The organism is Pseudomonas sp. FDAARGOS_380, assembly GCF_002591235.1.
In the GTDB taxonomy this organism is placed as follows: Bacteria; Pseudomonadota; Gammaproteobacteria; order Pseudomonadales; family Pseudomonadaceae; genus Aquipseudomonas; species Aquipseudomonas salmasensis.
Map to the genome: position 1 here is coordinate 4,043,458 of NZ_CP023969.1, position 26,455 is coordinate 4,069,912.

Here is a 26,455-nt window from a genome sequence, read left to right on the forward strand (position 1 = left end):
ACTTCATGAAGCAAAAGCGGACTCTCGGAACGCCACGCCTGTTGGGTATTGTCTGGCCCTTTATCGCCGTCGTGTTGTTCCAGGCATTGTTAGGCTGCGTCAGTCTCTACGTGCTGTCGGCAGTGCGGGGCTATGTGGCGGGCGAAAGCCTGTGGTCCAAGGGCCAGAAAGATGCCATTTACTACCTGACCCTCTACGCCGATAACCGCAACGACGCCACCTACCTCAAATACCAGCAGGCCATTGCCGTGCCCCAGGGCGGGCATGAATTGCGCATTGCCCTGGACCGTCCCAATCCCGACATGGAGGCCGCGCGCCTGGGGATTCTCAAGGGCGGCAACCATCCGGACGACGTTTCCAGCCTGATCTGGCTGTACCTCAACTTCCGTCATTTCAGCTACCTGGAAAAAGCCATTGAGCTGTGGACGGTGGGCGACGGCTACCTGGTGCAGTTGGATGAGCTGGCCCAGGAGATGCACGGCGCCATTACCTCCGGCTACGTCAGCGATGACGATGTCCATAGTTGGAAGGCGCGTATCACGGCCATCAATGAAGGAGTGACTCCCGCCGCCAAGGCGTTCAGCGATGCCCTGGGCGAAGGTTCGCGGATGATCCTGCGCCTGTTGTTGATCACCAACCTGGCGACCGCCCTGGGCCTGATCGTGTTGGCGTTGCTGCGCACCCACAAGTTGCTGGCCCAGCGTCATGCCTTTGCCGATGCGCTGCAAGCGGAGAAGGAGCGGGCGCAGATCACGTTGGAGTCGATTGGCGACGGGGTGATTACCACCGATGTCGACGGGGCCATTGCTTACATGAACCCTGCAGCCGAAGCTTTGACCCACTGGCGCTCGGAGCAGGCCCAGGGCCTACCGCTGGCGGCGCTGTTCAAGCTGTTGGATGAAAACGCCGAGCCCGACGGCTTCACCCTGATTGAACACATCGTCAAGGGCCAGTTCAGCGGCGGCAGCGAGCATTCCAAGCTGATCCAGCGCCTGGACGGCAGCACCGTCTCGGTGACCCTGGTGGGCGCGCCGATCCGCAGCGCCGGCAAGATCAGCGGTGCGGTGCTGGTGCTGCACGACATGACCCAGGAACGCCAGTACATCGCCAACCTTTCCTGGCAGGCCACCCACGACGCCTTGACCGGCCTGGCCAACCGTCGCGAGTTCGAGTTCCGGCTTGAACAGGTGCTGCAACAGGTCGCGCGCCAGCAAAGTGGGCGCCATGCCTTGATGTTCCTCGACCTCGACCAATTCAAGTTGGTCAATGACACCTGTGGCCACGCGGCGGGCGATGAATTGCTGCGCCACATCTGCGCGCTGCTGCAGTCGGACCTGCGCGAGGGCGATACCCTGGCTCGGTTGGGCGGCGACGAGTTTGGCATCCTGCTGGAAAACTGCCCGGCGCCGGTGGCGGAAAAAATCGCCGAGAGCCTGCGCCATACCGTGCAGAGCTTGCACTTCGTGTGGAAGGGCCGGCCCTTCATGACCACTGTCAGCATCGGCCTGGTGCATATCTCGCAAACCCCGACCACCCTGGAAACCTCCCTGCGCGCCGCCGACATGGCGTGCTACATGGCCAAGGAAAAAGGGCGCAACCGCGTGCAGGTCTACCACGTCGATGACTCGGAATTGTCTGTGCGGTTTGGCGAGATGGCCTGGGTACAGCGGCTGCATATTGCCCTTGAGGAAGACCGCTTTTGCCTCTACGCCCAGGAAATTGCGCCGTTGGGCACTACCGACGCCGGCAATGGGCACATTGAAATTCTCTTGCGCCTGCATGACGAAGCGGGGCGGATCATTTTGCCCAACAGTTTTATTCCGGCCGCCGAACGTTACGGCTTGATGACGTCCCTGGACCGTTGGGTAGTGGAAAACGTATTCAAGATTATCGCCCGCTGCATGCATGAGCGTCCGGGCCGACCCATGGCCATGTGTGCGATTAATCTGTCAGGAATAACCATTGGCGACGATGACTTTTTAGGATTTTTACGTCAGAAATTCGATACTTACAACATTCCACCGGAAATGATTTGTTTTGAAATAACTGAAACCAGCGCTATCGCCAATTTGGGCAGCGCGATTCGATTTATTAATGAACTCAAAGCGTTAGGCTGCCATTTTTCCCTCGATGACTTTTGCGCCGGAATGTCCTCATTCGCATATTTGAAACATTTACCTGTAGACTTCCTGAAGATCGATGGAAGTTTCGTAAAGGATATGCTGGACGACCCGATTAACCGCGCCATGGTCGAAGTGATCAACCACATCGGCCACGTCATGGGTAAGCGCACAATTGCCGAGTTTGTTGAAACACCGCAGATCGAACAGGCTTTACTTGAGATAGGTGTGGATTACGCTCAGGGCTACCTGATTGAACGCCCGCAATTGTTTACCTTTGATAGCCTGCAGTGCCGCCCTGAGCGGCCGCAGCCACTGTTATTCAAGGCGCCCGGCACTTTCCGCTGAAACATTTGCTGGTCTGTACAATCACACTTGAAAAGGAGCCCCACAGTGATCGACACCTTCAACAGAACCGGCCCGCTTATGGAAGCCTCGAGTTACCCTGCCTGGGCGCAACAGCTGATCCAGGACTGTAGCGAGAGCAAGCGCCGGGTTGTCGAGCACGAACTGTATCAGCGCATGCGTGACAACGCCCTCAGCGCCAAGACCCTGCGTCACTACCTCATTGGTGGTTGGCCGGTGGTGGAACAGTTTGCCTTGTACATGGCGCAGAACCTGACCAAGACCAAGTTTGCCCGTCATCCTGGGGAGGACATGGCGCGCCGTTGGCTGATGCGCAACATTCGTGTGGAGCTCAACCATGCCGACTACTGGGTCAATTGGGCACGGGCTCACGGCGTCAGCCTTGAAGAGCTGCAAGCGCAGGAGGTGCCGCCCGAGTTGCACGCCCTGAGCCATTGGTGCTGGCACACCAGCTCGGCGGATGCGTTGATCGTCGCGATTGCCGCCACCAACTACGCGATCGAGGGGGCTACGGGGGAGTGGTCCGCCGTGGTCTGCTCTACCGGTGTGTATGCTGCCGCTTTCCCGGAGGAAGATCGCAAGCGGGCGATGAAGTGGCTGAAGATGCACGCCCAGTACGACGATGCCCACCCTTGGGAAGCCCTGGAAATCATCTGCACCCTGGCCGGGACCAACCCGAGCAAGGCCTTGCAGGAAGAGTTGCGCCAGGCGGTGTGCAAGAGCTACGACTACATGCACTTGTTCCTGGAAAGCTGCATGCGTCTAGAGAATGCGGAGAAAGACAAGGCGCCAGCCGTGCGCGAGCGTCCTGTGCGCATCGCCAGCGAGGCGTAGTGGTAACAGTGGCGAGGGAGCAAGCTCCCTCGCCACAACTGACCTTACCCCGCCATAGCCAGGCGGTTACGACCTTCGCGCTTGGCCACATACAACGCATTGTCGGCCCGACGCAGCAGGCTTTCAGCCGATTCTGCCGCCAGCAACGTCGAGCAACCGAGGCTCACGGTCAGTTCGATTCGCGTGCCCTCCACCCAATAATCCTGGGCTTGTGCCGCCTGGCGCAGGCGCTCACCGACCATCCGCGCGGCATCGCGCCCGGTGTTGGACAGCAGGATCAAAAACTCTTCCCCGCCAAACCGGAACACCATGTCCACGTTGCGCAGCTGGCGTTTGATCGCCCCGGCCACGGCGCGCAGGACGTTGTCACCGGCGGCATGCCCATGGGTGTCGTTGATTTTCTTGAAGTGGTCGATGTCCAGCATCAACAACGACAGCGGGTGCAGGTGCCGGCGTGCCATGTCGATTTCTCGCTGCAGCGTCTGGTCCATGGCCACACGGTTGCCGGTTTCGGTCAACGGGTCACGCAGGGCGCTGCGGGTGGCGGCGCGGTAAAGCAGGGCGTTACGCATCGGATAAAGCAAGGTCACCAGCAGCAGTTCAAGCTGGCTCAACTCCTCTTCAAGCAACCGCTGGTTGCGACGAAAGACCAGTTCCCCCAGGTGCTCGCCTTCATGGCTCAGGGTGTAGCTGACGGAGTGATGACCCCGGTGGCCGAACTCCAGGCGCAGGTCGCTGGCGGCGTGACGGTATTGCAAGGCGTCCAGCGGCACCAGGCGCTGAACCTCACGAAAGAACAGGCCCAGGATGCGCTCCGGCTCCAGACTGGTCTGCAACTGCTGGTTCAGTTGCTGGCGAAGTTCGGCGAGGGTGGCGGGGCGGCGTGGGCGTAAGGATGGCTGGCCAAATCCCAGGCGTTGCAATTTGGCACTGTCAAAGTCAATTGCGTTGGTCTGGGTGGGGGTTTTCATAAGCGCGTGGCCTCTAAGCACTGGGCTGTCTTACAGGCGGGATGAGAGTGGCGAGTGCCAAGCGTCTTACTGATCCGTCAGTTCCGTAAAACATCGGAAACAGTTTAAACCGCTTTTCCTTGGGTTATAACCCCGGGGCACTGCCGCACGTCTTGTCATCGCCGAACCTGCTTGAACAGTACTAGAGCGAGATTCATGCCAAGTGTATTTAGTTGGAAAAATTCTTTATAAATCAATTAACTGATTTTTAAGTAAGAAAAGTCCGTTAAAGCATGGCGCCAGTTATTTGGCTGATTTGGGCCAGCGTTGCTGCCGGCCCGGTTAACCTTACTGTTTCGGTGGGGCGAGTTGTTTGTCGCAAATAAACAACGCTTCGGTTATCCGCACACAAAGTACACCACCCCTCATCACTACTAGACCAAGGTGGTACGGTCGATCTGCGCGATGGAAGTGACCCCGGTCAGGGTCATGGCCACGCGCATTTCCTTGGCAAAGATATCCAACAGGTTCTCCACCCCATGCTGGCCCTCGGCGGCCAGCGCGTAGGCGGTAGCGCGCCCCAGCAAACACGCCTTGGCACCCAGGGCGAGCATGCGCACCACGTCGAGCCCGGAGCGAATGCCCGAGTCCACCAGCACGGTCAGGTCATCGCCCACCGCTTCGGCAATCGGCGGCAACGCCTTGGCCGTGGAGAGCACCCCGTCGAGCTGGCGGCCGCCATGGTTGGAGACCACGATGCCGTCGGCACCGAAACTCACCGCGTCCTTGGCATCCTGCGGGTCGAGGATGCCCTTGATGATCATCGGGCCTTTCCAGAACTCGCGGATCCACTCCAGGTCTTTCCAGCTGATCGACGGGTCGAAGTTGTTGGCCAGCCAACCAATGTAGTCTTCCAGGTGGGTGGGTTTGCCCAGGTATTTGGAGATATTGCCCAGGTCGTGAGGGCGGCCCATCAAGCCCACATCGAAGGCCCATTGCGGCTTGGTCACCGCCTGCAACATGCGCCGCTGCGCCGCATAGGGGCCGGACATGCCCGAGTGGGCGTCGCGGTAGCGTGCGCCCGGTGTCGGCATGTCGACGGTGAACACCAGCGTGGTCACCCCGGCGGCCTGCGCCCGTTCCAGAGCATTGCGCATAAAGCCGCGATCCTTGAGCACATACAGCTGGAACCAGATCGACTGCGGGCTCTGCGAAGCCACTTCCTCAATCGAACACACCGACACTGTCGACAGGCAAAAGGGGATATGTTTGTTGGCCGCCGCCTTGGCCGCTTGCACTTCACCGCGGCGCGCGTACATGCCGGTCAGGCCGACCGGGCTGAGGATCACCGGCATCGCCAGTTCGGTGCCGAACAGCTGGGTGGTAAGGCTCAGGTCGTCGACATTGCGCAGGATGCGTTGGCGCAGGCTGATCTCGGCCAGGTCCGAACTGTTGGCGCGCAGCGTGTGCTCGGCGTAGGCGCCGCCGTCGATGTAATCGAACAGAAAGCGCGGCAACTTGCGCTTGGCCGCAGCGCGGTAGTCGGAAGCGGACGAGATGATCATCGACGGTGTCTCCACAGGGCAAAGTGCTACACCCTAAGCAAAGTTATGCCATGATGAAAACAACTTTTATCACTGCTATCCAGTCGCCAAAGGAATACTGATGAACCTGCGAACCTTGCGTGCGTTTGTCGAAGTGGTGCGCCAGGGCGGGTTCTCCCAGGCAGCCGAAGTGGTTGCCCTCACCCAGTCCACCGTCAGCAAAGCGGTCAAGACCCTTGAGGACGAGTTGGGCATGCCACTGCTCAATCGTCTCGGCCACAAGAACGAACTCACCGCCGCCGGCGAAATTGCCTACCGCCGCGCCTTGGTAATGCTCGCCGAACGCACCGACCTGATGGCTGAAATCAACGACCTGCGCGGCCTCAAGCGCGGCGTGCTGCGCATCGGCCTGCCGCCGGTAGGGTGCGGCGTGCTGTTCGCGGCCATGTTTGCCACTTACCGCAGCCGCTACCCGGGCATCGACATCGAACTGACCGAGTACGGCAGTAAAAGGCTGCGCGAATGTCTGGAAGCGGGAGAGGTGGACCTCGCCGCCTTGCTGCTGCCGGTTGATGAAGGTTTTGACTACCAACCGGTGCGCAACGAGCCATTGATCGCCGTGTTGCCCATGGGCCACCCACTGGCCCGGCGCGAGCGCATCGACTTCACCGACCTGGCCGACTCGCCGTTCATCCTGTTCGAAGCCGGCTTTGCCCTCAACGCCAAGATCCTCAGCGCCTGTGAACGCAAAGGCGTGACACCCAAAGTCACCGCCCGCAGTGGCCAAATAGACTTTATCGTCGACCTGGTCACCGCCGGGCTGGGCGTCGCCTTCCTGCCGCGGATGCTGGCGCACAAACACCAACACCCCGGCATCGCCTTGATCCCTCTGGACGAACCCCACACCGATTGGCACATCGCCCTGGCCTGGCGCGCCAGCGCCCACCTGCCACCGGCAGCGCGAGCCTGGTTGGAGCTGGCCAGGGAACCGTCGTATTCAAGCGAGCAGGGGGGCGATTTACGCAAAGTGTCAGAGGATGCTTGACTTCTTCTTTTTAATCAGTAACATACGGCGCATTCCGCGATAGCTCAGTTGGTAGAGCAAATGACTGTTAATCATTGGGTCCCTGGTTCGAGTCCAGGTCGTGGAGCCAGATAGAGAAAAGCCTGCAGAGATGCAGGCTTTTTTTTGCTTGGGATTTGACCCAGCAATCCAAACGCTTACAGGTCATTTCCAAGACCTGCATCCCTAATCTCTCACTGATCCATTCGAATGATCCGTTAAATCAGCTTGGAAGTTTGTTGCTTCATGCTGCTGATGGACGCTTTCGCCTCAAGAATTTGATACCGGTGTTCGCTCAAGATTTCGATTTGATCCTTGTCGACACCGGGGGGAAGAGGCATGTATAGGCAGCTTCGAGGGTGTCGCCTAAGCGGCTGTCCAAGTCGCCGAAGCTCGCAGGTTGCTCTAGGTAGGCAGCCTCATACCAAGCGCACTCTGTGAAGACGACTGGCAGTTTGAACAGCTGGGTTTGCAACGATGTGAGGTTTTCGAGTTTCATGTGTCTCTCCGCAAAAAGCCCAAAACGGCGAGACACGTCGCCCATACGGCGAGTGTTCCCCGCATGGCTGAATAGCTACAAATCAGGACACGGACAAGGCCGGCGTCTTAAAGCTAATAGGCCACCGGTTGGTTACTGATGGCTGAGGGTGTCGCGATGGATCAAGAAGTGACGACTTTCCCGTAAACCTCGTAAAGGCTCTTCAAAATGGGGAAGCCAAAACAGAGAACCAGGAGCCAGAATTGCCAACGAAGCACCGTTATGTTTGATTCTAGTTTTGACACTGAGCTTTGAAATTGACTGGCTTGGCGTTCGACCAGTGTTCGCAAATCCGCGCCTTGCTCCTTAATCAAGGCGGTGAGGTCAGTACGTAATGCAGTGATCGAACCCTGAAGGTGCGACTCGGTACGCTCTAAGTCGGATATTGAAGCGAAATCTTTCACATCGTCCTCCCATGCATCTACAACAGCTTTAGCTTTGTTATTTGGCACACTGATGGATGTCAGCGCGTCATATAAGGCAAGCGATATTTTCATCATGTCTCCTGCGATTGGCAAGTGACGTAGAGACCCCACCTGACGGCAGGCTCCCGTCACAGTGAGGGTTGGTGCATTCGGTCGGCGAGAATGTCGACGACTGTCCGAGCTACCGAATGCTTTGCGAACTACAGCTGATCAACGCGGATAGCGTGGTGACCTTCAAGATCCATGTCACCCAGTCAGGTGCTGTCTACGACAGCGAACCAGTCCAGATAATCGACTTAAACGTTATGGCGATCCAGTCAGACGTTTCTTGGAATCATGTAGGAAACGTGCGGCATCTAGTGAGCGGCGCGTTCTGGACCCGTTTGGGGGGAGCTAATGACAGCCAAATTGATCCGATTTGCCTGTGGCTCCGCCTTAGATTTATGACTGGTGTTCTGTAAGTCTATCGCTGTAATTACTCTTACAAGGCTTTGCGGCATCCCCCCTCGTGAAAATCGGCGTGACAAACACCGAAGTCACCCGCAACGGCGATACAGATAAGGGGGCTGCAGCCCACGCAATGGAGTGCACCTGACTGACAGTCAGGCATGGCCCGGTCATCGCTTCACGGCCTTCACCCGACTCAGGATCTCGCGGCGCCGGTTTCGTCAGCCAATGCAGTCTCCACCCGCCCGCTTCTGCGCAAGTGAGCCACCGGCATGCGGCTGCGCGAGGCCATTTTTTGGCCGGCTTAACGCGCTTAAAACGTGAGGCCGAGCACTACGGCAAGATCAACATCCAAGATGGCACTTACAGGCTCAGGCACTGCTGTTACGGAAACTGCCCGGTGTAATGCCGACTACTTTTTTGAAGGCCCGGGTCATGTGGCTTTGATCGAAGAAGCCGCAAGTGAATGACGCTTCTGCGAGACTGGACCCGGTGCGCAGCAGTTTTTGGACCTGGGCGATTCTTTTCTGGATTTGATAGCTGTGGGGGGAGATGCCAACGCTTTTTTTGAACACCCGGATCAGGTAAAGAGGGTCGAGGTTCACCAGTTGCGCCAGCTCTTCCAGCGACAGATGTTTGTCGAACTCGTCTTCGAGCTTCTTCTTGATCTTTTGCACGGCGTGCTGCTCAGCCGCACTGACTGGTTCGATGGGCGCTCCGCTGCGCTCGAAAAGCTCTGTCACCAGATCCAGAAGGATAGTTTCCCGCTCAAGGCTGGGTGGGGATTTTTCAATGAGTTGATGCTGATGCAAAAAGATGCGGGCGAAGTCGGGGGCCTGGCTCAGAGCTGTTTGAAAAAGATGAATATGATCCTCTGAAAAGCGCCCTTGAAACACTACGCGATTGACCCATTCGGGGTCGATATAGAGCATTCGATACATCCAGCCCTCATCGTGGCCTGGCAAGCCGTCGTGGATCTCCCCAGGGGTAATGGTGACCACACTGCCAGCGACACCCATGTAGTAACTGCCGCGATAAAATAGCTTTTCAACACCGCTACTTATAACGCCGATAGCGTATCTGTCATGTGAATGTCGGCCGAAAGATTGGGTGCTATAACGCGCAGATAGCAACTCGCAGTCGCCTTCGGGTATACGCCAGAATTGAACAAAATCCTTATCTTTTTGAGGGGCTTTTTCACTGCGAATCCCGTCCATCCATTGTCCAGTTTTGTGCAATACGTATGAAAAAAAGGTCGCTAAATTTAGCACCTATTTCATAAAACAAGCTAGGGGATGCGATGTCTACAAAACTGGTAATTGGGGATTTTAATAAGTCGTCATGGTCATTTCGTGCGTGGCTGGTTCTTGTGACAGCCGACGTTTCGTTTGAAACCCTTCAGCTGAAACTGGAACAGAGCGACACCCGCCAGCAAATCCTCGAACACTCGCCTTCTGGCCGAGTCCCGGCGCTGTTACTCAATGGCATAGTGATCAACGACAGCCTGGCCATCAGCGAATACGTTGCCGACGCCTATCCTGGCGCCAACCTCTGGCCCCGAGACCCGCAGGTCAAAGCACTCGCGCGCGCCGCAGCGGCGGAGATGCACTCCGGCTTCACGCACTTGCGCACACAGATGTCGTTCGGCCTGAACACCGGTGATACCCCTGAAACGCTTACCGCCCAGACGCGTGAAGAAGTCATGCGCGTGTTCGATATCTGGAACAACCTGCGCGCGCTGAGCGGTTCGAAGCAGTTCCTCTGCGGCGACTTCGGCATTGTGGATGCCATGTTTGTTCCGGTGGTATTTCGTTTCCGTCGTTATGGTATTGCCATACCGGCACAACTGCAGGGATATGTCGACAACATCCTGGCGTATGCACCGGTACAACAATGGTTGAAGCTGGCGGCACAAGAAGTTTAAAGAACAGCACTACCGATATCGATTAAAGATAACGACAAACAACTTTTGTTGACCGCATGCAGGAAAGACCTCAGGGGCTTTTCTGCTTTGCCGAGTCTGACTTTTGTAATAAATGGGGATAAAGCTGTGAGTGTTCATAACGTTAATACCAGTGATTCAGGGCGTGACGGGCAAGTCTACGATGTCATCGGTATAGGTTTTGGGCCCGCGAACATCGCCTTGGCCATTGCCCTGGAAGAATTAGGCTTTGCGGGAACACGCCTGTTCCTGGAGCGCCAGGGCAGTACGAAATGGCAACCGCAGATGATGCTGTCGGGCAGCGATATCCAGAATCATCCGAGCCGCGATTTGGTGACGCCACGCAACCCGCGCAGCCGCTACACCTTCACCAACTTCCTGTTCGAAAATGATCGGCTTTTCGAGCACCTCAATCTTGGTTTGGAGTTTCCGCTGCGCAGCGAATTCGCCGAGTACGTGCGCTGGGTCGCGGGTTTCTTTGCCAAAGACGTGGTTTACAACCAGGCCGTGACATCGATTCAGGCAGACCCTGTCAGCAACCTGTATTGCGTGACTACGCAAACCGGGAGCAAGTTTTTTGCCCGCTCGCTGGTCGTCGCACCCGGGCGGACACCCGTGATCCCGCAGGCATTCACCGACTGCGCCGCCGACCAGGTTTTCCATTTGACCCAGTACCTCGGGCGGTTGGCGCAACTAGCGCAACAGCGCGAGTTGAAGCGGGTCGCGGTAGTAGGCGGCAGCCAGAGTGCGATCGAGATCATGCTGCACCTGCGCCATAGCTACCCACACCTCGAGATCATCAACATCCAGCGCGGCTACGGTTTCCGCCTCAAGGACACCAGCCAGTTCAGCGAGCATGTGTACTTCCCGTCCTTTGTTGACCAGTACTACAACAGTTCCGCCGAAGCGAAGAAGAACATCAACCGCCACTTGCATTACACCAACTACTCCGCTGCCGACGCCGACGTGATCTCGGAGTTGTATGTAGGCATGTATGAAGACAAGTTGCAGGGTAAAAACAGAACCACCATCAAGAGTTTCAGTGACATCCAGGCTTGCACAGCCACCGGCCACAGCTACTCGCTGACGCTACTCGACACCCAGGCCGGGACCACCGAACAACTGCCTGAGTTGGACGCTGTCGTGCTGGCTACCGGATTCCGCAACCTGGGCACCGGCGCCCAAGACGAACGTTTCCCGTCCATTCTGCGCGACCTGGCCGAAAGCCTGGACTGTGATGCCCAGGGCGTGATTCGCATCGGACGTGATTATCGCCTGTCCGCGCGCGCAGGCTGCAACTTACCGGCGCTTTACCTCAACGGTTTGTGCGAGTCGTCCCACGGCTACGGCGATGCAGGCTCCTTCAGCCTCTTGTCGCTGCGGGCCCGGGAAATTTTCACGTCGTTGAGCGAACAACTGGGGCTGGAAGACGCCGCAGAAAAAATCGCCTGAGTCGCCTTTGATCGCACGCACCTCGACCCCTTATATGAGTAGGCCGTAAATGGAAATTTCAGGAATGGATGAGTTGGGTATATTTGCCGAGGTCGAGTCCCAGGCGCGAAGTTATTGCCGCAGTTTCCCCGTGGTCTTCGACCAGGCTCAGGGCAGCTATCTGTACGACCTCAAGGGGCAGGCCTACATCGACTTTCTAAGTTGCGCCGGCTCGGTCAACTATGGTCACAACCCTAAACCGGTCAAGGCAGCGGTAATCGACTACTTGCAACGTGACGGGATCCAGGCGGCGCTGGACATGCACAGCCGGGCCAAGCAGGAGTTTCTCTTCAACTTGCGCAAGATCATTCTTGAGCCACGGGCGCTGTCTTACAAAATGCAGTTCACCTCGCCCACGGGCACCAGCGTGGTGGAGTCGGCCATCAAACTGGCGCGCAAGGTCACCGGGCGGCAGCACATCGTCGCGTTCACCAATGGCTTTCACGGGATGTCGAACACCTCGCTGGGGCTGACCGGCAACCGCGATAATCGCCAACCTGGCGTCGATCCCTATGTGTTCCGCATGCCCTACGACGGTTACCTAAAAGGTCTGGATTCCGTCGAGTATTTTGAGCGTTTGCTGAACGACAACAGCTCTGGCATGGATCTTCCTGCGGCGGTGATTCTGGAAACCATTCAGGGCGAAGGCGGAATCAACGTAGCGTCTTCCGACTGGCTGGTGCGTTTGCGCAAACTGACGGCTGAGCACGACATCCTGCTGATCATCGATGATATCCAGGCCGGTTGCGGCCGCACCGGGACCTTCTTCAGTTTCGAGCCGTCCGGTATCACCCCGGACATGGTCTGCCTGTCGAAATCCCTCAGTGGTTACGGACTGCCGTTCGCCCTGCTGCTGCATCGTCCAGAGCTGGATCAATGGTCGCCCGGCGAAGACAACGGCACCTTCCGTGGCAACACCCTGGCCTTCGTCGCCGCGACCAAAACCTTGCAGGAATTCTGGAGCGATGACCGTCTGGTCAAGCACATCCAGGCCAATGAAACACTCCTGAAGTCCTGGTTCGCCAAGGTCACCGAGCGCTTCGCTGTGCATATCAAGCAGGTGCGTGGGCGCGGGCTGTTTTATGGCATCGAGTTCTACGATGCGTCATTGACCGCCGCGGTCACGCGCGCGTGCTTTACGCGCCGATTGATCATCGAGCGCTGCGGCCCGCAAGATCAGGTGCTCAAGTTGATGCCGGCCCTGACCATCGACGCAGAAACCCTGCAGACCGGACTGGCGAGTATTTTTGAGGCCATGCAGCAGGTACTGGAATACCCCTCGTCCAGCGAATCGGACACGGATACAGATACGTTGCGCTTTACCAATGAGGTCTCCCATGTCGACTAATAACAACCGGGCAATCATCGAGTTGACCATCGGCGGGCTGATGCTCAGCCTGTCAGCACTGGCGGTGGCTTTCGCCCATATCGGCGCCGGTGGTGCCGGATTCTATCGGATGCTGATCGCCTCGATCCTGTTCTTCCTGCTCCTCAAGGTGCGCAAGACGCCGGTGCGACTCAAAAGCGCCAAGGCCCAGCTCTACACTGCACTGGCCGGAGTATTTCTGGCGATCGACTTGGTGCTGTGGCATCAGAGCATCTACATCGTTGGTCCGGGCATCGGATCGATCCTGACCAACTGCCAGGTGTTCTTCATGACCTTGCTGGGGCTGTACCTGTTGAAGGAAAAGCCCTCGATCTACTTCCTGATTTCCATTTCGCTGGCCTTCGTCGGGCTGTACCTGTTGCTGTTGCCGGAAATGACCAGCGGAGTCGGGATCAAAGGCGTGGTGTATGGGGTGCTGTCGGGGCTGGCGTATGCCATTTGCGTGTACTTCCTGAAGCTCAATACTCAGCTGCCTGATGGTGGCGGTGACAAGATTGCGCAGATGCTCAACTTGAGTCTGTGGGCAGCCCTGGTATTGCTGGTATACGCGCTGGCGACCGGGGAAAGCCTGGCCATTGTGGACGGACAAACCTTGGTGATGCTGGTGATTTACGGGGTACTGGTGCAATTCGTCGGTTGGCTGCTGGTCAATCGTTCGATCGGTGCCCTCAGCCTGGGGCTGGCCGGACTGATCCTGCTGCTCGAACCGGTGATCACTTACTTCATCGACGTCGCTTTTCTCGGCAAGGCAAGCTCCTCGCTACAGATCGCCGGCGCGCTACTGACTATCTTCGCGGTGTACATCGGCTCAATCAAGCCGCCGGAAAAGGCTCAGAACTTACCTGAGGCTATCTGACGGATGAGGGGGGGCACGGCATCTGTGAACCTGGTTGCGTGCCGCCAATCGGTAAGCTACGTGCAGGCCTACAAGGTTTGCGCGTAGTCGTTTATATCCGTTGCAGCCAACTTCTCGGACCGGGCAGATCGTGCCAGCTCACAAATAAGGACGAGAAAAAGCTGCTGAATCTGCGGCTAATCGTTCTTTCGGGATCTTCGCTTCCTCGCGCATCTCAACGACTAGTGTTTCCGGGATCATTTGAGCCGTGTACTGGGCGTGTTTGGTTAGATCGATGTAACGCTATGCGCAGTGATAGCGCCTGAGGCGCGTGATGGTGCTTGTTATTGCTGACACCGGACGGTAAAGACGGGATTTCAGATGCCGAACAAATGCCGCGGAAAACCATCTTCAGAAGGAAGCCCGAGGGACCCGAACGGGCACCCAGGAAGGTTAGGTTTGGAATCTATGACATACGCAACATGTCGGATCCAGTCTGAGCTTGGTCCGATACGTTGTACCAGGAACCAGATGATAGCGATCTGTCCGTAAAGACGGGTGAGTGCACTGTGATCCAACTTCAACGTTTGGAAGTAAGGCTCTGCAGGAAGATCAGGAAGCGCATTCGCTGATACCTGATTCCAAATACGACTGTGATGTGCGCAGCGATTTCTAAGAGTGTTAATTTCTTGCAGCCAAAGCTTGAGTGTCCTGGTGTTCGAGACGCCCAGGCGCTGTGCGATACGGTTTTGGTGGTTGCCCTTGAGTATCTCGTAGTACTTGGAGAGCGTACCGAAGTCCCAGGCCTCAATGGCTACCCAGAAAGGAATCGCCTTGCGATTTCGTTTGTGCCACTCAATGCAGTCCTCTTGGCTGCGGGCAACTAGACCGTTTTGTCTTTCAAGCCACTCTAGCCAAGTGTTGCGTTGCCTTTTGCTTCTATCCGTCCAGTTTTGGGTCTGCTTTGGGACGATGAAACTGGGATCCGTATAGGCCAACGCCCCGTAATACCCGACTTCATGGGCAGTGACAGTTCGAACGTGGATCTCGATTCGCTCGATGGCATCAAGCATTAATTGGCGCAACTTTTTGTCGAAAAGGTAAAGGCTAAACGCGTCGTCGAATGTGGTATCGGGAAGGAAGGAGTTTTGTCGAAGGGGCTTTTGGGTCACATCGCAGAGCACAACATTCTGCAAGTGGTCTCGTACAAAATCCCGCGCCGGGAACCAGTAACCACTCAGACGGTAGTAGCCTACCTGAGCAAGTTTGCGTTCCGAACGGGCTGGGTTGGCAATGCCCATACCGCGTTCAATCAGTAACGCAACGAGGTCTGGGTAAGTCCGAAAGGGCTTCGGTGGCGAGAGCTGTTGCAACTGCCATGTTCCATAAACAAGAAGGCCCGAACATAGAGCTGGACGAGCCAGCCCCAGAGGATCGGGCGCTATTGGGTCCAATTTTCGGCTATCAGCGTCTCAGTGTCAATCGACTGGCAGCGTGCGTGAGTAGGCTGAGTGTATAGGACTATCAGCGCCTGAGAGCTTTGGAGAATTTATGAATTTGTCACTTTTGATTAATCTTGAGTGGGCTGGAGAAGGGCGGAGGGCATGATCCGCATGCTTATTTGAAGGCCGTGCTCACGCGCCTGCCGTCGCAGCGGGCGAGTGAGATTGAAGCGGCCCGGTCCTACGCGATTTTGATTACGACCTTGCCAAAGGCGCCTCTGGCCAAATGTTCGTACGCTTCGCGTGCTTGATCGAACGGATACACGTGGTCGATGACCGGGCGAATCTTGTGCTCATTCATGAATTCGTTCATTCGGTCAAATGACGAGCGTGGAGCAACGGCTATGCCGCGGATCGTTGTTTGCCGGAAAATCATAGGCATCAGGTTCAAGGCAGAGGTCTGGCCTGTCAGAAAGCCGATCTGTGCGATACGTCCACCTGCCTTTGTTGCAGCAATCGATTGATTGATGCCGTCACGGCCTGCCACATCCAGCAGGAGATCCACTCCCTTGCCGTCAGTGAGTTTCAAAACTTCCTCTGCCCACTCAGGGGTAGTGCGATAATTCACACCCGCAACCGCGCCCAGTTTTTTTACAGCTTCAAGATTGTCATCACGGCTGGAGGTGACGATAACCTTGGCTCCCAAAGCCGTAGCAATTTGTGCTGCAAACACAGAAACACCTCCAGATCCCTGAACCAAGACGGTTTGGCCGGCCTCGATCTGGCCATAATCGACGAGCGCATACCACGCCGTCAGAGCCGCAATGGGAAGGGTCGCTGCTTCCTCATCTGACATGTTGTCGGGGGCACGTACTGCGCTGTCTTCATGGATGATCATGTATTGCGCCAGACCACCAGGCAATGGCGAGCCGAAGCAGTAGTTGGGTTCATCTGGCCCAGGCATGCCGTCCAACCAACGTGAGTAGAGGTGTGAGTTGACCCGATCTCCGATAGCAAAGCGGCTGACACCTTCACCTACTGCCACGACAGTCCCCGCCGCATCGCTGATGGGGATCAGCGGCTTGGGCACCATGTGCGGTTCATAGATGCCGTCAACGATGGCCTTGTCCCGGAAATTGAGTGATACGGCGCCTACTTTTACCAGCAGCTAACCCGCTTGGGGCGCGGGGGGTTCCGTTTCGCCCTGCACCAGATTATCCAAGCCGAAATCTTTCAGAAGCCACGCTTTCATTTTCTGTCTCCAACAATTTTGAATGTGCAGGGGAGGAACGCTCCTCCTTTACGCTGAGGACATTGTTGAGGTTTCGCGGCTCTAGATAAATGTGCAGAAACCAACAGGATTGTTATCCTGATCAGCAACAATCATCCCGTTAACACGCTTCACGAGAAGAGACTTATGGAGCTTCTACAGTCGATGCAAGTATTCGCCAAGCTAGCGGAGCTGGGGAGCTTCACCAAAGTCGCTGAGGCAATGCAGGCCGGGCGCCCTCACGTCACACGCACCATTCAGGATTTGGAAGCCTCGCTGGGTGTTCGTCTGTTCCAGCGCACTACGCGTAAAGTAAAACTGACTGCTGAGGGCGAGCGGTTTTACGAACGCGTCAAAGAGATTTTGGCAACCATCGCAGAAACCACTTCCATGTTCGACCGTAGTGGGTCGACGTTGCGTGGGCGGCTTCGAATTGACATCCCCACTGCATTTTCCCAGCACAGTTTCATGGAAAGCCTCAGGAGATTTACCGAGGCATTTCCCGACATCGAGCTTGCGCTAGGCGTGACCGACCGTACGGTAGAACTCGTAGCCGAGGGCATCGACTGTGTATTGCGCATTGGTGACCTCCCGGATTCAAGCATGGTGGCTAGAGAAATTGGCACCGCCACCATGGTGACCTGTGCGTCTGCAGGTTATCTCCAAGCCTGCGGTGCACCCATAACCCTACAAGATCTAGTAGACCACCAATGTGTCAGCTTCCTTTCCGGTCAAAATAACAGACCGCTGCCTTGGCACTTCTCGGTAGACGGCGAAGATCGTCCACATACGCCTCGGGGTGGAATCACCGTGAATGAGTCGAATGCCTACGTTCAATGCGGTGTTGCAGGCTTCGGCATTGTTCAAGCGCCTGGAATTGCCGTTGAGACATTCCTCGCAAGCGGAGAACTGGTTGAGGTGCTCAAGGCATTTCGTCCAAAGCCTCGTCTGGTTTCCGTGCTTTATCCAAGCAGAACGCATCTTGCGCCTCAGGTCGAGGCATTTGTGGATTGGCTGAGGGAGCATTTTCCGGTGCTACACCCCAACTGGTTCACCGCGCACTAACCTTGGCTCATAGGCTGACTCCGCACCAAGACGGACTAGTGCAAGATGTGTTCGGTAGACGCTTAAGGTGGGGGAGCCGGACGGTTACCCTTCAAATCGAACAAGGATTGACCAGGTTTACGATGGAGGTCATCGTCATCCCCGCTCTCCCTCGCCCCGTGTCCCTTACATAATCCTTTTCAGTGCCCACCAAGGTTCGCTTTCCTGGTTGGAGCAGGGTTTCCACAATGAGCTTTTTCTTCGCGATATCCGGTTTAAAACTCGGCTCTACTGGCCAAATCTGCACGGCGTAGTCTTGGGTGAACAAAAACAGATTTGGAGCGGTATCTACCGGCGTTTGTAAGTGCGCGCACATGACGTCGCTGGCTTGTACTTCAACCATTGTTTTGTAGTGGGGCTTGTCGTAACTGGCCAATATCAATTTCGTGCGAGTCTGAACCCCCAGCGCTTCCTGAGGGTGGCAAGGCGTCACTTCTCCATAGGCGTAGGCGCACCAATTCACCTGGGTCATTGTGACGATTTCCTCAGGTTTTAAAGACAGATCTTTCTGGATGTTCAACCGGTCTTGCGGTTTTTCGTAGGGGATTGTCGTGCAGCCAGTGAGCAATGCGAGTGCGAGCAGAGTGATGAACTTGAAGTACATGGCTTTCATTTCCTATGAATTACATCGACCTGATAGAAACAATTTCCACAAAACGGAATTTTTTCCTGGCCGCCTTGGTAGCGTCTGGCTCAGCCAGGATACCGGGGAGAGACTCTTGCTCGGAAGGCGCGCTGCAGAGATGCAGGCTTTTTTTGCCTTGGATTTGGCCTGCATGGCGCGATTCGCAAGAAGCAAACTCTAGCCCTTCGATTCAGACAGGTTTGCTTTTTGATTTGGCAGGCAGTGGATTAACAAGCATTCGATTCAATTCTCCAGCGAGCGCTATCAACTGCTGTTCCAACGCTTCGACCTCTGAGACGCTGATGCCATTGTTGAGGACTTGCAAGGTTTTGGCTTGCTTCTTCGAGGCTGGCGCTAGGTTATAGGTGTCCTGGGAAACCAATGCCTGTCGCAGTAGATTGTTGATCACGGTCTGATAGCCGGTGCCTGCACTCTGGGCACGTTCACGGGCGGCTTCGATCACAGCATCGTCCAGCATGATCGTGATACGGGTTTTGCCTTTGTTGCTGGCGATGGCGCCGCGCTTGGCGTTACTGAAGTCGTATTCGTCTTTCATGGCTCAAACCTCCAGATACTCCGTTTGCGTCGGTGCCCATGATCACCCAGCGTTCTTCTCCGTGATCGTGATCTTGCATGGCCAGGGCTGCCTCGTCGTAAAACACCGGTTCGGCATCAGCAAGGCTTACGCCTTTATGCTTGCGCTGATTAGCGATGTTTTTGGCGTTATCGAATTGAACCATGAAAGTTTTCATTATGCATATTTTATATGTATAAAAAAGCGATGAATGGACGATCAGGCAGGATGATCGGCTGTGACGATCTATATCGTGCACACGCCATTTTCCCTCCGATCAGTTGGAGCTTGATCTTGCAGAGATTGCCTGCGGATTTCCGTGCGCAACGGGCGTCTGTTTACGTAGCCATGTTCTGTTTTCTTTGTCGGAAGGCGTGTATAGACATGACCGAATGTCATATCGAAGCGTTTGCGTGGTAGGCGGGCAGGGTTTGAGCCCAGGTCGTGGAGCCTCAGTTAGCCGCGTTCTCACGAGTATCAAGCTCCCGACGCGGCAACCGCCCATTAAGCACGACGTACGCCGCCAACCCAATCAGCAGCCCCCAAAACGCCCCGCCAATCCCGAGCAACGTGATGTTGGCGGCCGCAATAGGCTCGTAGGAGCGAGCTTGCTCGCGAAAAACTCATAGGCGCCGCGTTCATTCAGGGAGCACGCGTTATCGTTGACGTTTTTCGCGAGCAAGCTCGCTCCTACAGAGGTCACTGAACGGATCTAGAGCCTGCTCGGGGTTTGAATTGCAGGCAGGAGGTAGTCGAACCATTGCGCCAGGTTCGAGCCTGATAGCCGCTGCGCCTCATCGACCTCCATCGATTCATCCTCACCGGCGGTGTAGCACTGGTCACCGCTGCGCCTGTCATCGGGATAGACCATAAAACCACCGCGGCCGTCAGGGCAGTCGGGCAGATACACCGAGGACAGGTCGCGTTGCTCATCGAGGTGCGCATTCAAGCGCGCGATATAGATACCCATCGAAACCGCCACACCAATAACCAGCACCACGCAGGCGACCAACTGGCCGGTATAGCTGGCGCCAATCTCATCACGACGCACGGGCGACATCACACGACCCTGTCTGCTCAACGTTCTGGCCAACCAGAAACCAGCCATTGCCTCCCATGCGTACCAACTGCGTTTGCTGTGGAAGGATGCCCACCATCAGCGCGAGGAAAATCACGGCTAACAGCACCCCTTTGATCATCGAATACAGGTTCATGACGGTGACGAGCTCTGGATAAGAAGAGCCTTAGCCTAAGCAGCACGGGGTTAACGTCAGGTAAACATCAGGGGAAAGCGCCCGACTTCCGCTATCCTTCACACCGCTGCGCACTGCCTGCCCGAGGGGTTTTTTCCGTGCATATTCATCTGCTGCTGGTCGAGGACAACCTGGACCTGGCCACCACCGTCATCGAGTACCTGGAGATCAGCGGCATCGTCTGCGACCATGCCAGCAATGGCCAGGCCGGGCTCAACCTGGCGCTCAACCAGCATTACGACGTCATTCTGCTAGACATCATGCTGCCTCGACTGGACGGCCAGCAGGTGTGCGCAGGGTTGCGCCAGCAAGGCATCCAGACCCCCATCCTGATGCTGACCTCGCTGGATGCGTTGCCCGACAAGCTCGCCAGTTTTGCCGCGGGCGCCGACGACTACTTAGTCAAACCGTTCGAACTCGCCGAACTGGTGGCGCGGATTCGCGCCTTGAGCCTGCGGCGCAGCGGCCAGACCAGCCGCCTGCAAGTGGACGACCTGGTCATGGAGCTGACCACCCGCAAAGTCAGCCGGGCAGGGCAGGAGCTGCATCTGTCACCCATCTGCTGGGCCTTGCTGGAGCACCTGATGCGTGCCAGTCCCGAGCCTGTTCCCAGGGAGCGGTTGGAAAGCAAAATCTGGGGCGATGAGCCGCCCGACAGCAATACCCTCAAAGTGCACATGCACCGGCTGCGCAAGGCGGTAGACAAACCGTTTGGCCGGCCATTGATCCATACCCTGGCGGGTGTCGGCATTCAGGTAAAACCCCATGCGTAACGGCCTGAGCTTGAAGTGGGTGATCAGTGGCAGTTTCCTGTGTTTGATTGCGGTGGTGCTGGTGATCTACAGCAAGCTGCTGCCTGAATTCACGGTGCGCGGCCTGTTCTACACCGCCAGCGCGATGATGGAGGAGGAAGCCCAGTATTTTCTCCGGCACTACAAACAGGACCCGACCACGCCGACGCCGCACAATTACTTCTATACCAGCGTCATCGGCAAGGAGGCGTTGCCGCAGGACGTGCGCGAGTTGCTCACGACATCGCCGAGCCTGTCCTTCGGCGCGGTGAATATCTTCGGCGATCTCTATTCCGATGACGACGACGAGCCGTTCCAGATCATCCTCGAACAGCCCCTGGGTGACGGCAAAACCCTCTACATGTACGACATCGACCACGATAAGGAAGCAGGCGGGGAGGTGGAGACGCCGTTGTCTGACGCCTATTTCGATCAGGTCATAGAGAGTGTCAAGTTCATCAGCCTGGCGGTATTCGTGCCGGCGCTGATCATCATTGCCTTGCTGGTCTGGTGGCTGGTTCGGCCGCTGGGGCGCCTGGTGCAATGGTCCGGCACACTCAAAGACCCTGAGGCACTGACTGGCTCACGGCCGGGTTTCAGCTTCAAGGAGTTCAATATGCTGGCCGATGCCCTGGCCAAAAGTGTTGAGCAGGTGCAGGCCGCCAGCGAACGAGAAGGCCGCTTGTTGCGTTACACCAGCCATGAACTGCGCACGCCCCTGGCGGTGCTCAAGGCCACCATCGAATTGTTGGCCCTGCAATCGGGCGGTGCGCTGCCGCCCTCATTGCAGCGCATAGAACGCTCGGTGCTGAACATGCAACTGATCGCTGAGACATTGCTGTGGATGAGCCGCGAACGTCCCGAGCCGCTGCCAGAAGAAGACGTTGACCTGAGCGAACTGGTGGGCGAGCTGATTGAAAAACACCGCTACCTGATCGGTAACCGGGATATTGAGCTGAGCATCGACATCCACGACGGCCCTTGCCGCTTGCCTCCTACCGCATGCCGCATCGTGATCGGCAACTTCCTGCGCAATGCGCTGCAATACGCGGAAGAAGGCACCGTGGAAATCCGCTTCAAATACCCGCGGCTGATGATTGCCAATCACATCAGGGAGACGGGGCCACAGCAGGAGTCCGATGATTTTGGCTATGGGCTGGGGTTGCAGTTGATGCGCGAGTTATGCGCAAAGCTGGGCTGGCAGATTGAGGTGATTCGTGAGCAGCAGCGGTTTACGGTCATGCTTGATGTGGTGAAGCTGCGGGCTGTGGAGTCGGTAGGGTAAAGGCAGGCTGCGCATTTCACCGGGTGAGTGAGCTGGCCTGCCTGCGCGGTGGCGGGGCACTGAACGAGCGAGTACCTAAGCGAGTTTCACATTCATGGTGATGTGGGCGGTGAATACCTTGATGCCGTCCGCATCGAACACCTCTACCGGGACGATCTTGTCCCCCGCGGTTTGCCAGTCGATCGCGCTGCCATCGGCCACGGCGCGGATATCGGTTTTCGCCTTGGCCAGGTATTCCACAGTCATGCCCTTGGGTATCCAGCGTGCGCCTGCGGGGATCGACGCGTCGGTCATCATGCCACCGGCCAGTTCGGCGGCGTTGCACAGCGCGATGGCGTGCACGGAGGCCAGGTGATTGGTGATTTCCTTGCGAAACGGCACAGTGACCACCGCATGGTTGGGCTTGAGTTCAGCGATCTGGGGCGTGATGGTGCTGAAGTAGGGGGCCATCTGGCAGGCCAGGTTGCTGAATGCGGCGGGGCCTACGCTATTGAACATGCTCAGGGCTTGGCTCATCGAAGTATCCTCAGGGGTCAGTTGCAGAATAATATTCTGTAGCGGAACAATATTCTGTAAATTCGATGCCTGTCAACCTGAGCTTTCTCTGCCGGGCGCTCAGCCTATAAACTGTTTTGATTTGGCCCTCTTCCATGCACTCCACCGATCTTATCGAGCGCACCTTCCCCGGCAGGCGCAGCGACCTCAAGCGCATCATCCTGCGCCAAGCGCTGGCGTGTTTTAACGAGGTGGGCATCGAGGCGACCTCTATCGAAACCATTCGCGCGCGCTGCGACACCAGCGTGGGCGCTATCTATCACCACTTCGGCAATAAAGAGGGCCTGGTCGCTGCGCTGTTTTTTGCGGCGCTGGAGGACCAGGCCAGCCTGCGTGACCACTATCTGCAAGCGGCGGATACCGCCCACGCTGGCGTCGTCGGCCTGGTGTACAGCTATGTTGAATGGGTGACTGAACAGCCGGATTGGGCGCGGTTTGTGTTCCAAAGCCGCTTTGCCGTGTCCAGCGGCCCGTTCAAGGACGAGCTGCTTGCACGCAACAAACAGCGCAACCAGCAGTTGAAGGAATGGATGAGCGGGGAAGGGCGCAAGGAGCATTTCAGCCACTTGCCGGCAGAACTGATTCCCTCGTTGATTATCGGCGCGGCGGAAAGTTACTCGCGTGCGTGGTTGTCGGCGAAGGTCAAAAAGAGTCCATTTGAATACCGCGAACTGCTGGCTGAAGCGGCGTGGAAGTCGATCAGCCTGGGTTAGTCAGGCCTGCTCATCTCCTGTGGGAGCTGTCGAGCTTTAGCGAGGCTGCGAAAGCGGTGGTTCAGGCGATGAAAGTGTTGCCTGTGCCGCCGCCATCGCAGCCTCGCTGGGGCTCGACAGCTCCCACATTTGCGCGGTGGTGTTGTCGGGAGTTGTGCTCGTCGCGATGGCCCTGCAAACCGATATTCCACATGCACCGCCGATCCCCTGTGGGAGCTGTCGAGCTTTAGCGAGGCTGCGAAAACGGTGGTTCAGGCGCTGAAGAGGTTGCCTGTGCCGCCGCCTTTGCAGCCTCGCTGGGGCTCGACAGCTCCTACATTTTGAGCGGTGTTGTTGTTGAGCATTGTGCTTGGCGCGATGGCCCTGCAAACCGATATTCCACATGCACCGCCGATCCCCTGTGGGAGCTGTCGAGCTTTAGCGAGGCTGCGAAAGCGGTGGGTCAAACAATGAGCCTTTGGGCAATGCCCACACCTGATCAAATTCCGTCTGAGGCTATACTTGCCTCCTTCCAACCAATCGAGATCCCCATGAGCACCTCTCTTTCCCTGTCGCCCGTGCGCAAGCCCGTCGCGCCACTGATCGCCTTTATCATCCTGGTGGCGGGCGCTCTGTTCCTGCAAAACACGGTGGGCGCGCGCCAGGTGTTGTTGCTGGTGGTCGGCGCCGCGCTCGGCCTGACCTTGTATCACGCTGCCTTCGGTTTTACTTCAGCCTGGCGTGTGTTTATCAATGATCGGCGTGGCGCCGGCTTGCGTGCGCAAATGGTGATGCTGGCGGTGGCGGTGGTGCTGTTTTTCCCGGCGCTGGGCGCAGGCACTTTGTTTGGCCAGCCGGTGACCGGGCTGGTGGCGCCGGCCGGTGTGTCGGTGGTGTTCGGGGCGTTTATTTTCGGGATCGGCATGCAGCTGGGCGGCGGGTGTGCGTCGGGCACCTTGTTCACCGTCGGCGGCGGTAATGCGCGGATGTTGGTGACGCTGCTGTTCTTTATCTGTGGCTCATTGATCGCCACCCACCACGTCGACTGGTGGTTTGCACTGCCGTCGTTTCCGGCGGTTTCCATCGTCAAAACTTTTGGTGTGCTGCCGGCGCTGGTGCTGAGCCTGGCGGTGTTCGCGCTGATCGCGGTGGTGACTGTGCGCCTGGAAAAGCGTCGTCATGGGCAACTTGAACAAGGCGTAAAAAGCCAACACCAAGGGCTGCGCCGCTTCCTGCGCGGGCCATGGCCGTTGGTGTGGGGCGCGATCGGCCTGGCGCTGCTCAACTACGCCACCCTGGCCCTGGCCGGGCGGCCGTGGGGCATTACTTCCGCGTTCGCATTGTGGGGCGCCAAGGTGGCGAGCGGGCTGGGTGTGGACGTCGCCAGTTGGGCATTCTGGCAGATGCCGGGCAATGCCAAGGCCCTGGCTGCACCTGTGTGGGAAGACATCACCAGCGTCATGGACATCGGCATTGTTCTCGGTGCGTTGTTGGCCGCAGGCCTGGCCGGGCGTTTCGCCCCCAGCCTGAACATCCCGCTGCGCTCGTTGATCGCGGCTGTGATCGGCGGCTTGATGCTCGGCTACGGTTCGCGCCTGGCCTATGGCTGCAACATCGGCGCCTACTTCAGCGGCATCGCCTCGGGCAGCCTGCATGGCTGGGTATGGCTGGTGGCGGCCTTTATCGGCAACAGCGTGGGTGTGCGCTTGCGGCCCTTTTTCTTCGCGGGTGAGCGGCCCAAGGTGGCCTTGAGTGGCTGCTGAGCCGTGCACTCACATTCGCCTGGCGCGAGCGCAAGATGCCGGGTTATTACCCGCCATCGAGCATTGCGCTGCCCAGGCATTCCGGGCCATTGAAGGCCTGGGTTGGCTGGCGGATGCTGCGTCGATCAGTGTCGAGTGCCATCGCCAGTGGATCGCGCTATCGACCTGCTGGGTGGTGGTCGACACCCATGACCAGCTCCAAGGCTTCCTCAGCGCAGAACGTTTTGGCGACGACCTGCATATCCATGAAGTCTCGGTTGCCCAGCCATTGCAAGGCCAGGGCTGGGGACGCAGGCTGGTGGAAACGGCGATCCACCACGCACGCGCCCAGCAACTGCGTGCGGTGACCTTGACCACCTTCAAGCATGTGCCCTGGAATGCGCCGTTCTATCGGCGCCTGGGCTTTGAGCCCCATACCGATCAGCGCCTGGAAAATACCCTGGCGGATGAATACGCCCAAGGTTTCGTCCCTGGCAGCCGCTGTGCCATGGCGTACAAAGTGGTATGTCCGAATCCGTCCTGAAGTAGTCCTCCTCTTGCCTGTCGTCCTCCGAGCGTTGTCCTTACCATGGCTCTATCGTCTCCCCATAGACACAAGCCAGAAGGACAACCCGTGAGTCATAAAGCCCTGATCGTGATCGACGCCCAACATTCCTTCCGTCATTCAACCTACTGGTCCGAAAATGACCTGCCCGATTATCTGGAAAAACAGCAGGCCCTCATCGATGGCTGTGTTCAGCAAGGCATCCCGGTGATACAAGTCTTCCATGTTGAAGACCAAGGGCATTTCTCCATGCAATCGGGCAACGTCAGGGCCTTGAGCGAGCTGTCGATCAATCCACAGTTGGTGATCCATAAGCGCTACCACAGCGCCTTCGCCGGTACGCCTCTGGCCGCTCGCCTTACGGAGATGGGCGTCACCACGCTGATCATCAGTGGCATCCGGACCGAGCAATGCTGCGAGACCACCGCGCGGCAGGCGTCGGACAGCGGCTTCAAGGTGGACTTTGTCAGTGAAGCCACACTGACATTCCCCATGACCCACCTGCGTAGTGGCCGGGAGTACACCCCGGCGCAGATTCGCGAACGCACGGAGCTGGTGCTGGAAGAGCGTTTTGCGCGCATCGTCACGGTCGCCCAGGCCTTGGAGGAGTGAAGC

At 57.3% G+C, this 26,455-nt stretch carries 26 protein-coding genes, 1 tRNA gene and 5 pseudogenes; 18 read left to right on the plus strand and 14 right to left on the minus strand.

The features are described from left to right. The first annotated feature begins 5 nt into the window (after positions 1-5). Together CRN80_RS18885 and CRN80_RS18890 are read left to right on the plus strand one after the other, a co-directional pair. Positions 6-2,468, plus strand: a complete 2,463-nt coding sequence (locus tag CRN80_RS18885) for an EAL domain-containing protein (protein ID WP_098950785.1) — start codon at positions 6-8, stop codon at positions 2,466-2,468. Between the two features lie 78 nt (positions 2,469-2,546). Continuing rightward, on the plus strand, positions 2,547-3,320 hold the full coding sequence (locus CRN80_RS18890; protein ID WP_178110423.1) for a TenA family transcriptional regulator: 774 nt from the start codon (positions 2,547-2,549) through the stop codon (positions 3,318-3,320). Positions 3,321-3,364: 44 nt separating this feature from the next. Here CRN80_RS18890 and CRN80_RS18895 read toward each other — a convergent pair whose 3' ends face one another. Then, positions 3,365-4,291 carry a GGDEF domain-containing protein gene (locus CRN80_RS18895; protein ID WP_032896050.1) on the minus strand — a complete coding sequence of 309 codons (927 nt, stop codon included), beginning with the start codon at positions 4,289-4,291 and terminating at the stop codon, positions 3,365-3,367. 413 nt (positions 4,292-4,704) lie between these two features. Next, on the minus strand, positions 4,705-5,835 hold the full coding sequence (gene lldD, locus CRN80_RS18900; protein ID WP_003192725.1) for an FMN-dependent L-lactate dehydrogenase LldD: 1,131 nt from the start codon (positions 5,833-5,835) through the stop codon (positions 4,705-4,707). 100 nt (positions 5,836-5,935) lie between these two features. Between lldD and CRN80_RS18905 the strand changes: the two genes are divergently transcribed. The 3 genes and pseudogenes from CRN80_RS18905 to CRN80_RS31775 form a co-directional block, all read left to right on the plus strand. Beyond that, a complete protein-coding gene (locus CRN80_RS18905) occupies positions 5,936-6,859 on the plus strand; it encodes a LysR family transcriptional regulator (RefSeq protein ID WP_098950786.1) in 924 nt (307 codons plus the stop codon). 33 nt (positions 6,860-6,892) lie between these two features. Further along, positions 6,893-6,968 (plus strand) — tRNA-Asn (locus CRN80_RS18910). A 70-nt stretch (positions 6,969-7,038) separates the two neighbouring features. Next, positions 7,039-7,221: pseudogene (locus CRN80_RS31775) on the plus strand (ParA family protein); the annotation flags it as partial. Here CRN80_RS31775 and CRN80_RS31255 read toward each other — a convergent pair. Together CRN80_RS31255 and CRN80_RS18920 are read right to left on the minus strand one after the other, a co-directional pair. Then, on the minus strand, positions 7,173-7,376 hold the full coding sequence (locus tag CRN80_RS31255; protein WP_044274449.1) for a hypothetical protein: 204 nt from the start codon (positions 7,374-7,376) through the stop codon (positions 7,173-7,175). The pseudogene CRN80_RS31775 and the gene CRN80_RS31255 overlap by 49 nt on opposite strands. 161 nt (positions 7,377-7,537) lie before the next feature. Next, positions 7,538-7,912 carry a hypothetical protein gene (locus tag CRN80_RS18920; protein WP_044274447.1) on the minus strand — a complete coding sequence of 125 codons (375 nt, stop codon included), beginning with the start codon at positions 7,910-7,912 and terminating at the stop codon, positions 7,538-7,540. A gap of 638 nt (positions 7,913-8,550) precedes the next feature. Between CRN80_RS18920 and CRN80_RS31780 the strand changes: the two are divergent. Continuing rightward, a pseudogene (locus tag CRN80_RS31780) lies at positions 8,551-8,651 on the plus strand (integrase); the annotation flags it as partial. 7 nt (positions 8,652-8,658) lie between these two features. Here CRN80_RS31780 and CRN80_RS18930 read toward each other — a convergent pair. Beyond that, positions 8,659-9,504, minus strand: coding sequence for an AraC family transcriptional regulator (locus CRN80_RS18930; protein ID WP_003192723.1), 846 nt, complete (start codon positions 9,502-9,504; stop codon positions 8,659-8,661). A gap of 83 nt (positions 9,505-9,587) precedes the next feature. Between CRN80_RS18930 and CRN80_RS18935 the strand changes: the two genes are divergently transcribed. The 4 genes from CRN80_RS18935 (at position 9,588) to CRN80_RS18950 (ending at position 13,963) form a co-directional block, all read left to right on the plus strand. Then, positions 9,588-10,211, plus strand: coding sequence for a glutathione S-transferase family protein (locus CRN80_RS18935; protein ID WP_098950788.1), 624 nt, complete (start codon positions 9,588-9,590; stop codon positions 10,209-10,211). A 126-nt stretch (positions 10,212-10,337) separates the two neighbouring features. Further along, a complete protein-coding gene (locus CRN80_RS18940; protein WP_034136062.1) occupies positions 10,338-11,681 on the plus strand; it encodes a SidA/IucD/PvdA family monooxygenase in 1,344 nt (447 codons plus the stop codon). 49 nt (positions 11,682-11,730) lie between these two features. Then, the gene (ectB, locus tag CRN80_RS18945) at positions 11,731-13,068 is read left to right on the plus strand and encodes a diaminobutyrate--2-oxoglutarate transaminase (RefSeq protein WP_256588507.1); all 1,338 of its coding nucleotides are present in this window, start codon (positions 11,731-11,733) and stop codon (positions 13,066-13,068) included. Next, positions 13,058-13,963, plus strand: a complete 906-nt coding sequence (locus tag CRN80_RS18950) for a DMT family transporter (RefSeq protein WP_032896059.1) — start codon at positions 13,058-13,060, stop codon at positions 13,961-13,963. The genes ectB and CRN80_RS18950 overlap by 11 nt, the downstream gene beginning before the upstream one ends. 356 nt (positions 13,964-14,319) lie before the next feature. Here the strand turns inward: CRN80_RS18950 and CRN80_RS18955 are convergent, their stop codons facing one another. Beyond that, positions 14,320-15,243: an Abi family protein gene (locus CRN80_RS18955; RefSeq protein WP_235369442.1), complete on the minus strand. Its 924-nt coding sequence runs from the start codon at positions 15,241-15,243 to the stop codon at positions 14,320-14,322. Positions 15,244-15,542: 299 nt separating this feature from the next. Here CRN80_RS18955 and CRN80_RS32165 point away from each other — a divergent pair. Next, positions 15,543-15,695 (plus strand): annotated as a pseudogene (locus CRN80_RS32165) (transposase domain-containing protein); the annotation flags it as partial. Here CRN80_RS32165 and CRN80_RS18960 read toward each other — a convergent pair. Next, positions 15,626-16,636 (minus strand): annotated as a pseudogene (locus tag CRN80_RS18960) (NAD(P)-dependent alcohol dehydrogenase). The pseudogenes CRN80_RS32165 and CRN80_RS18960 overlap by 70 nt on opposite strands. A 183-nt stretch (positions 16,637-16,819) precedes the next feature. Between CRN80_RS18960 and CRN80_RS18965 the strand changes: the two are divergent. Next, positions 16,820-17,719 (plus strand): LysR family transcriptional regulator, encoded by a 900-nt coding sequence (locus tag CRN80_RS18965; RefSeq protein ID WP_098952639.1) that lies wholly within the window; start codon positions 16,820-16,822, stop codon positions 17,717-17,719. Between the two features lie 91 nt (positions 17,720-17,810). On the opposite strand, the gene CRN80_RS18970 is transcribed toward CRN80_RS18965, so the two are convergent. The 6 genes and pseudogenes from CRN80_RS18970 to CRN80_RS31260 form a co-directional block, all read right to left on the minus strand. Continuing rightward, on the minus strand, positions 17,811-18,362 hold the full coding sequence (locus tag CRN80_RS18970; RefSeq protein WP_032896061.1) for a hypothetical protein: 552 nt from the start codon (positions 18,360-18,362) through the stop codon (positions 17,811-17,813). Positions 18,363-18,573: 211 nt separating this feature from the next. Further along, positions 18,574-18,939, minus strand: a complete 366-nt coding sequence (locus CRN80_RS18980; protein ID WP_032896063.1) for a BrnA antitoxin family protein — start codon at positions 18,937-18,939, stop codon at positions 18,574-18,576. After that, positions 18,914-19,123: a BrnT family toxin gene (locus CRN80_RS18985; protein WP_098950790.1), complete on the minus strand. Its 210-nt coding sequence runs from the start codon at positions 19,121-19,123 to the stop codon at positions 18,914-18,916. The genes CRN80_RS18980 and CRN80_RS18985 overlap by 26 nt, the downstream gene beginning before the upstream one ends. 286 nt (positions 19,124-19,409) lie before the next feature. After that, positions 19,410-19,544 (minus strand): annotated as a pseudogene (locus CRN80_RS18990) (benzoate transporter); the annotation flags it as partial. Between the two features lie 125 nt (positions 19,545-19,669). Continuing rightward, entirely contained in the window at positions 19,670-20,017 is a 348-nt protein-coding gene (locus tag CRN80_RS18995) for a hypothetical protein (protein ID WP_032896065.1), read from the minus strand. Continuing rightward, positions 19,998-20,171: a hypothetical protein gene (locus CRN80_RS31260; protein ID WP_164692209.1), complete on the minus strand. Its 174-nt coding sequence runs from the start codon at positions 20,169-20,171 to the stop codon at positions 19,998-20,000. The genes CRN80_RS18995 and CRN80_RS31260 overlap by 20 nt, the downstream gene beginning before the upstream one ends. 137 nt (positions 20,172-20,308) lie before the next feature. On the opposite strand from CRN80_RS31260, the gene CRN80_RS19000 reads away from it, so the two are divergent. Further along, the gene (locus tag CRN80_RS19000; RefSeq protein WP_098950791.1) at positions 20,309-20,983 is read left to right on the plus strand and encodes a response regulator transcription factor; all 675 of its coding nucleotides are present in this window, start codon (positions 20,309-20,311) and stop codon (positions 20,981-20,983) included. Beyond that, positions 20,976-22,286: a HAMP domain-containing sensor histidine kinase gene (locus tag CRN80_RS19005; RefSeq protein WP_098950792.1), complete on the plus strand. Its 1,311-nt coding sequence runs from the start codon at positions 20,976-20,978 to the stop codon at positions 22,284-22,286. The genes CRN80_RS19000 and CRN80_RS19005 overlap by 8 nt, the downstream gene beginning before the upstream one ends. Positions 22,287-22,361: 75 nt before the next feature. Here CRN80_RS19005 and CRN80_RS19010 read toward each other — a convergent pair whose 3' ends face one another. Further along, a complete protein-coding gene (locus CRN80_RS19010) occupies positions 22,362-22,802 on the minus strand; it encodes a hotdog fold domain-containing protein (RefSeq protein WP_032896069.1) in 441 nt (146 codons plus the stop codon). A 134-nt stretch (positions 22,803-22,936) separates the two neighbouring features. On the opposite strand from CRN80_RS19010, the gene CRN80_RS19015 reads away from it, so the two are divergent. From CRN80_RS19015 to CRN80_RS19030, 4 genes are all read left to right on the plus strand, one after another. After that, on the plus strand, positions 22,937-23,554 hold the full coding sequence (locus tag CRN80_RS19015) for a TetR/AcrR family transcriptional regulator (RefSeq protein ID WP_032896070.1): 618 nt from the start codon (positions 22,937-22,939) through the stop codon (positions 23,552-23,554). Between the two features lie 530 nt (positions 23,555-24,084). After that, positions 24,085-25,296 (plus strand): YeeE/YedE family protein, encoded by a 1,212-nt coding sequence (locus CRN80_RS19020; RefSeq protein WP_098950793.1) that lies wholly within the window; start codon positions 24,085-24,087, stop codon positions 25,294-25,296. After that, positions 25,286-25,819 (plus strand): GNAT family N-acetyltransferase, encoded by a 534-nt coding sequence (locus tag CRN80_RS19025; protein WP_098950794.1) that lies wholly within the window; start codon positions 25,286-25,288, stop codon positions 25,817-25,819. The genes CRN80_RS19020 and CRN80_RS19025 overlap by 11 nt, the downstream gene beginning before the upstream one ends. A gap of 90 nt (positions 25,820-25,909) precedes the next feature. Beyond that, positions 25,910-26,452 carry a cysteine hydrolase family protein gene (locus CRN80_RS19030; protein ID WP_098950795.1) on the plus strand — a complete coding sequence of 181 codons (543 nt, stop codon included), beginning with the start codon at positions 25,910-25,912 and terminating at the stop codon, positions 26,450-26,452. Positions 26,453-26,455 lie beyond the last annotated feature (3 nt).

Coding starts and splice junctions, on each gene's coding strand:
- lldD (WP_003192725.1), bottom strand. CDS start 5,835: ATGATCATCTCGTCCGCTTCCGACTACCGCGCTGCGGCCAAGCGCAAG.
- CRN80_RS19020 (WP_098950793.1), top strand. CDS start 24,085: ATGAGCACCTCTCTTTCCCTGTCGCCCGTGCGCAAGCCCGTCGCGCCA.
- CRN80_RS19005 (WP_098950792.1), top strand. CDS start 20,976: ATGCGTAACGGCCTGAGCTTGAAGTGGGTGATCAGTGGCAGTTTCCTG.
- CRN80_RS18905 (WP_098950786.1), top strand. CDS start 5,936: ATGAACCTGCGAACCTTGCGTGCGTTTGTCGAAGTGGTGCGCCAGGGC.
- CRN80_RS19010 (WP_032896069.1), bottom strand. CDS start 22,802: ATGAGCCAAGCCCTGAGCATGTTCAATAGCGTAGGCCCCGCCGCATTC.
- CRN80_RS18970 (WP_032896061.1), bottom strand. CDS start 18,362: ATGTACTTCAAGTTCATCACTCTGCTCGCACTCGCATTGCTCACTGGC.
- CRN80_RS18980 (WP_032896063.1), bottom strand. CDS start 18,939: ATGAAAGACGAATACGACTTCAGTAACGCCAAGCGCGGCGCCATCGCC.
- CRN80_RS19015 (WP_032896070.1), top strand. CDS start 22,937: ATGCACTCCACCGATCTTATCGAGCGCACCTTCCCCGGCAGGCGCAGC.
- CRN80_RS31260 (WP_164692209.1), bottom strand. CDS start 20,171: ATGAACCTGTATTCGATGATCAAAGGGGTGCTGTTAGCCGTGATTTTC.
- CRN80_RS18955 (WP_235369442.1), bottom strand. CDS start 15,243: ATGGGCATTGCCAACCCAGCCCGTTCGGAACGCAAACTTGCTCAGGTA.
- CRN80_RS18995 (WP_032896065.1), bottom strand. CDS start 20,017: ATGTCGCCCGTGCGTCGTGATGAGATTGGCGCCAGCTATACCGGCCAG.
- CRN80_RS18985 (WP_098950790.1), bottom strand. CDS start 19,123: ATGGTTCAATTCGATAACGCCAAAAACATCGCTAATCAGCGCAAGCAT.
- ectB (WP_256588507.1), top strand. CDS start 11,731: ATGGAAATTTCAGGAATGGATGAGTTGGGTATATTTGCCGAGGTCGAG.
- CRN80_RS18935 (WP_098950788.1), top strand. CDS start 9,588: ATGTCTACAAAACTGGTAATTGGGGATTTTAATAAGTCGTCATGGTCA.
- CRN80_RS18920 (WP_044274447.1), bottom strand. CDS start 7,912: ATGAAAATATCGCTTGCCTTATATGACGCGCTGACATCCATCAGTGTG.
- CRN80_RS18890 (WP_178110423.1), top strand. CDS start 2,547: ATGGAAGCCTCGAGTTACCCTGCCTGGGCGCAACAGCTGATCCAGGAC.
- CRN80_RS18930 (WP_003192723.1), bottom strand. CDS start 9,504: ATGGACGGGATTCGCAGTGAAAAAGCCCCTCAAAAAGATAAGGATTTT.
- CRN80_RS18965 (WP_098952639.1), top strand. CDS start 16,820: ATGCAAGTATTCGCCAAGCTAGCGGAGCTGGGGAGCTTCACCAAAGTC.
- CRN80_RS18885 (WP_098950785.1), top strand. CDS start 6: ATGAAGCAAAAGCGGACTCTCGGAACGCCACGCCTGTTGGGTATTGTC.
- CRN80_RS18895 (WP_032896050.1), bottom strand. CDS start 4,291: ATGAAAACCCCCACCCAGACCAACGCAATTGACTTTGACAGTGCCAAA.
- CRN80_RS31255 (WP_044274449.1), bottom strand. CDS start 7,376: ATGAAACTCGAAAACCTCACATCGTTGCAAACCCAGCTGTTCAAACTG.
- CRN80_RS18950 (WP_032896059.1), top strand. CDS start 13,058: ATGTCGACTAATAACAACCGGGCAATCATCGAGTTGACCATCGGCGGG.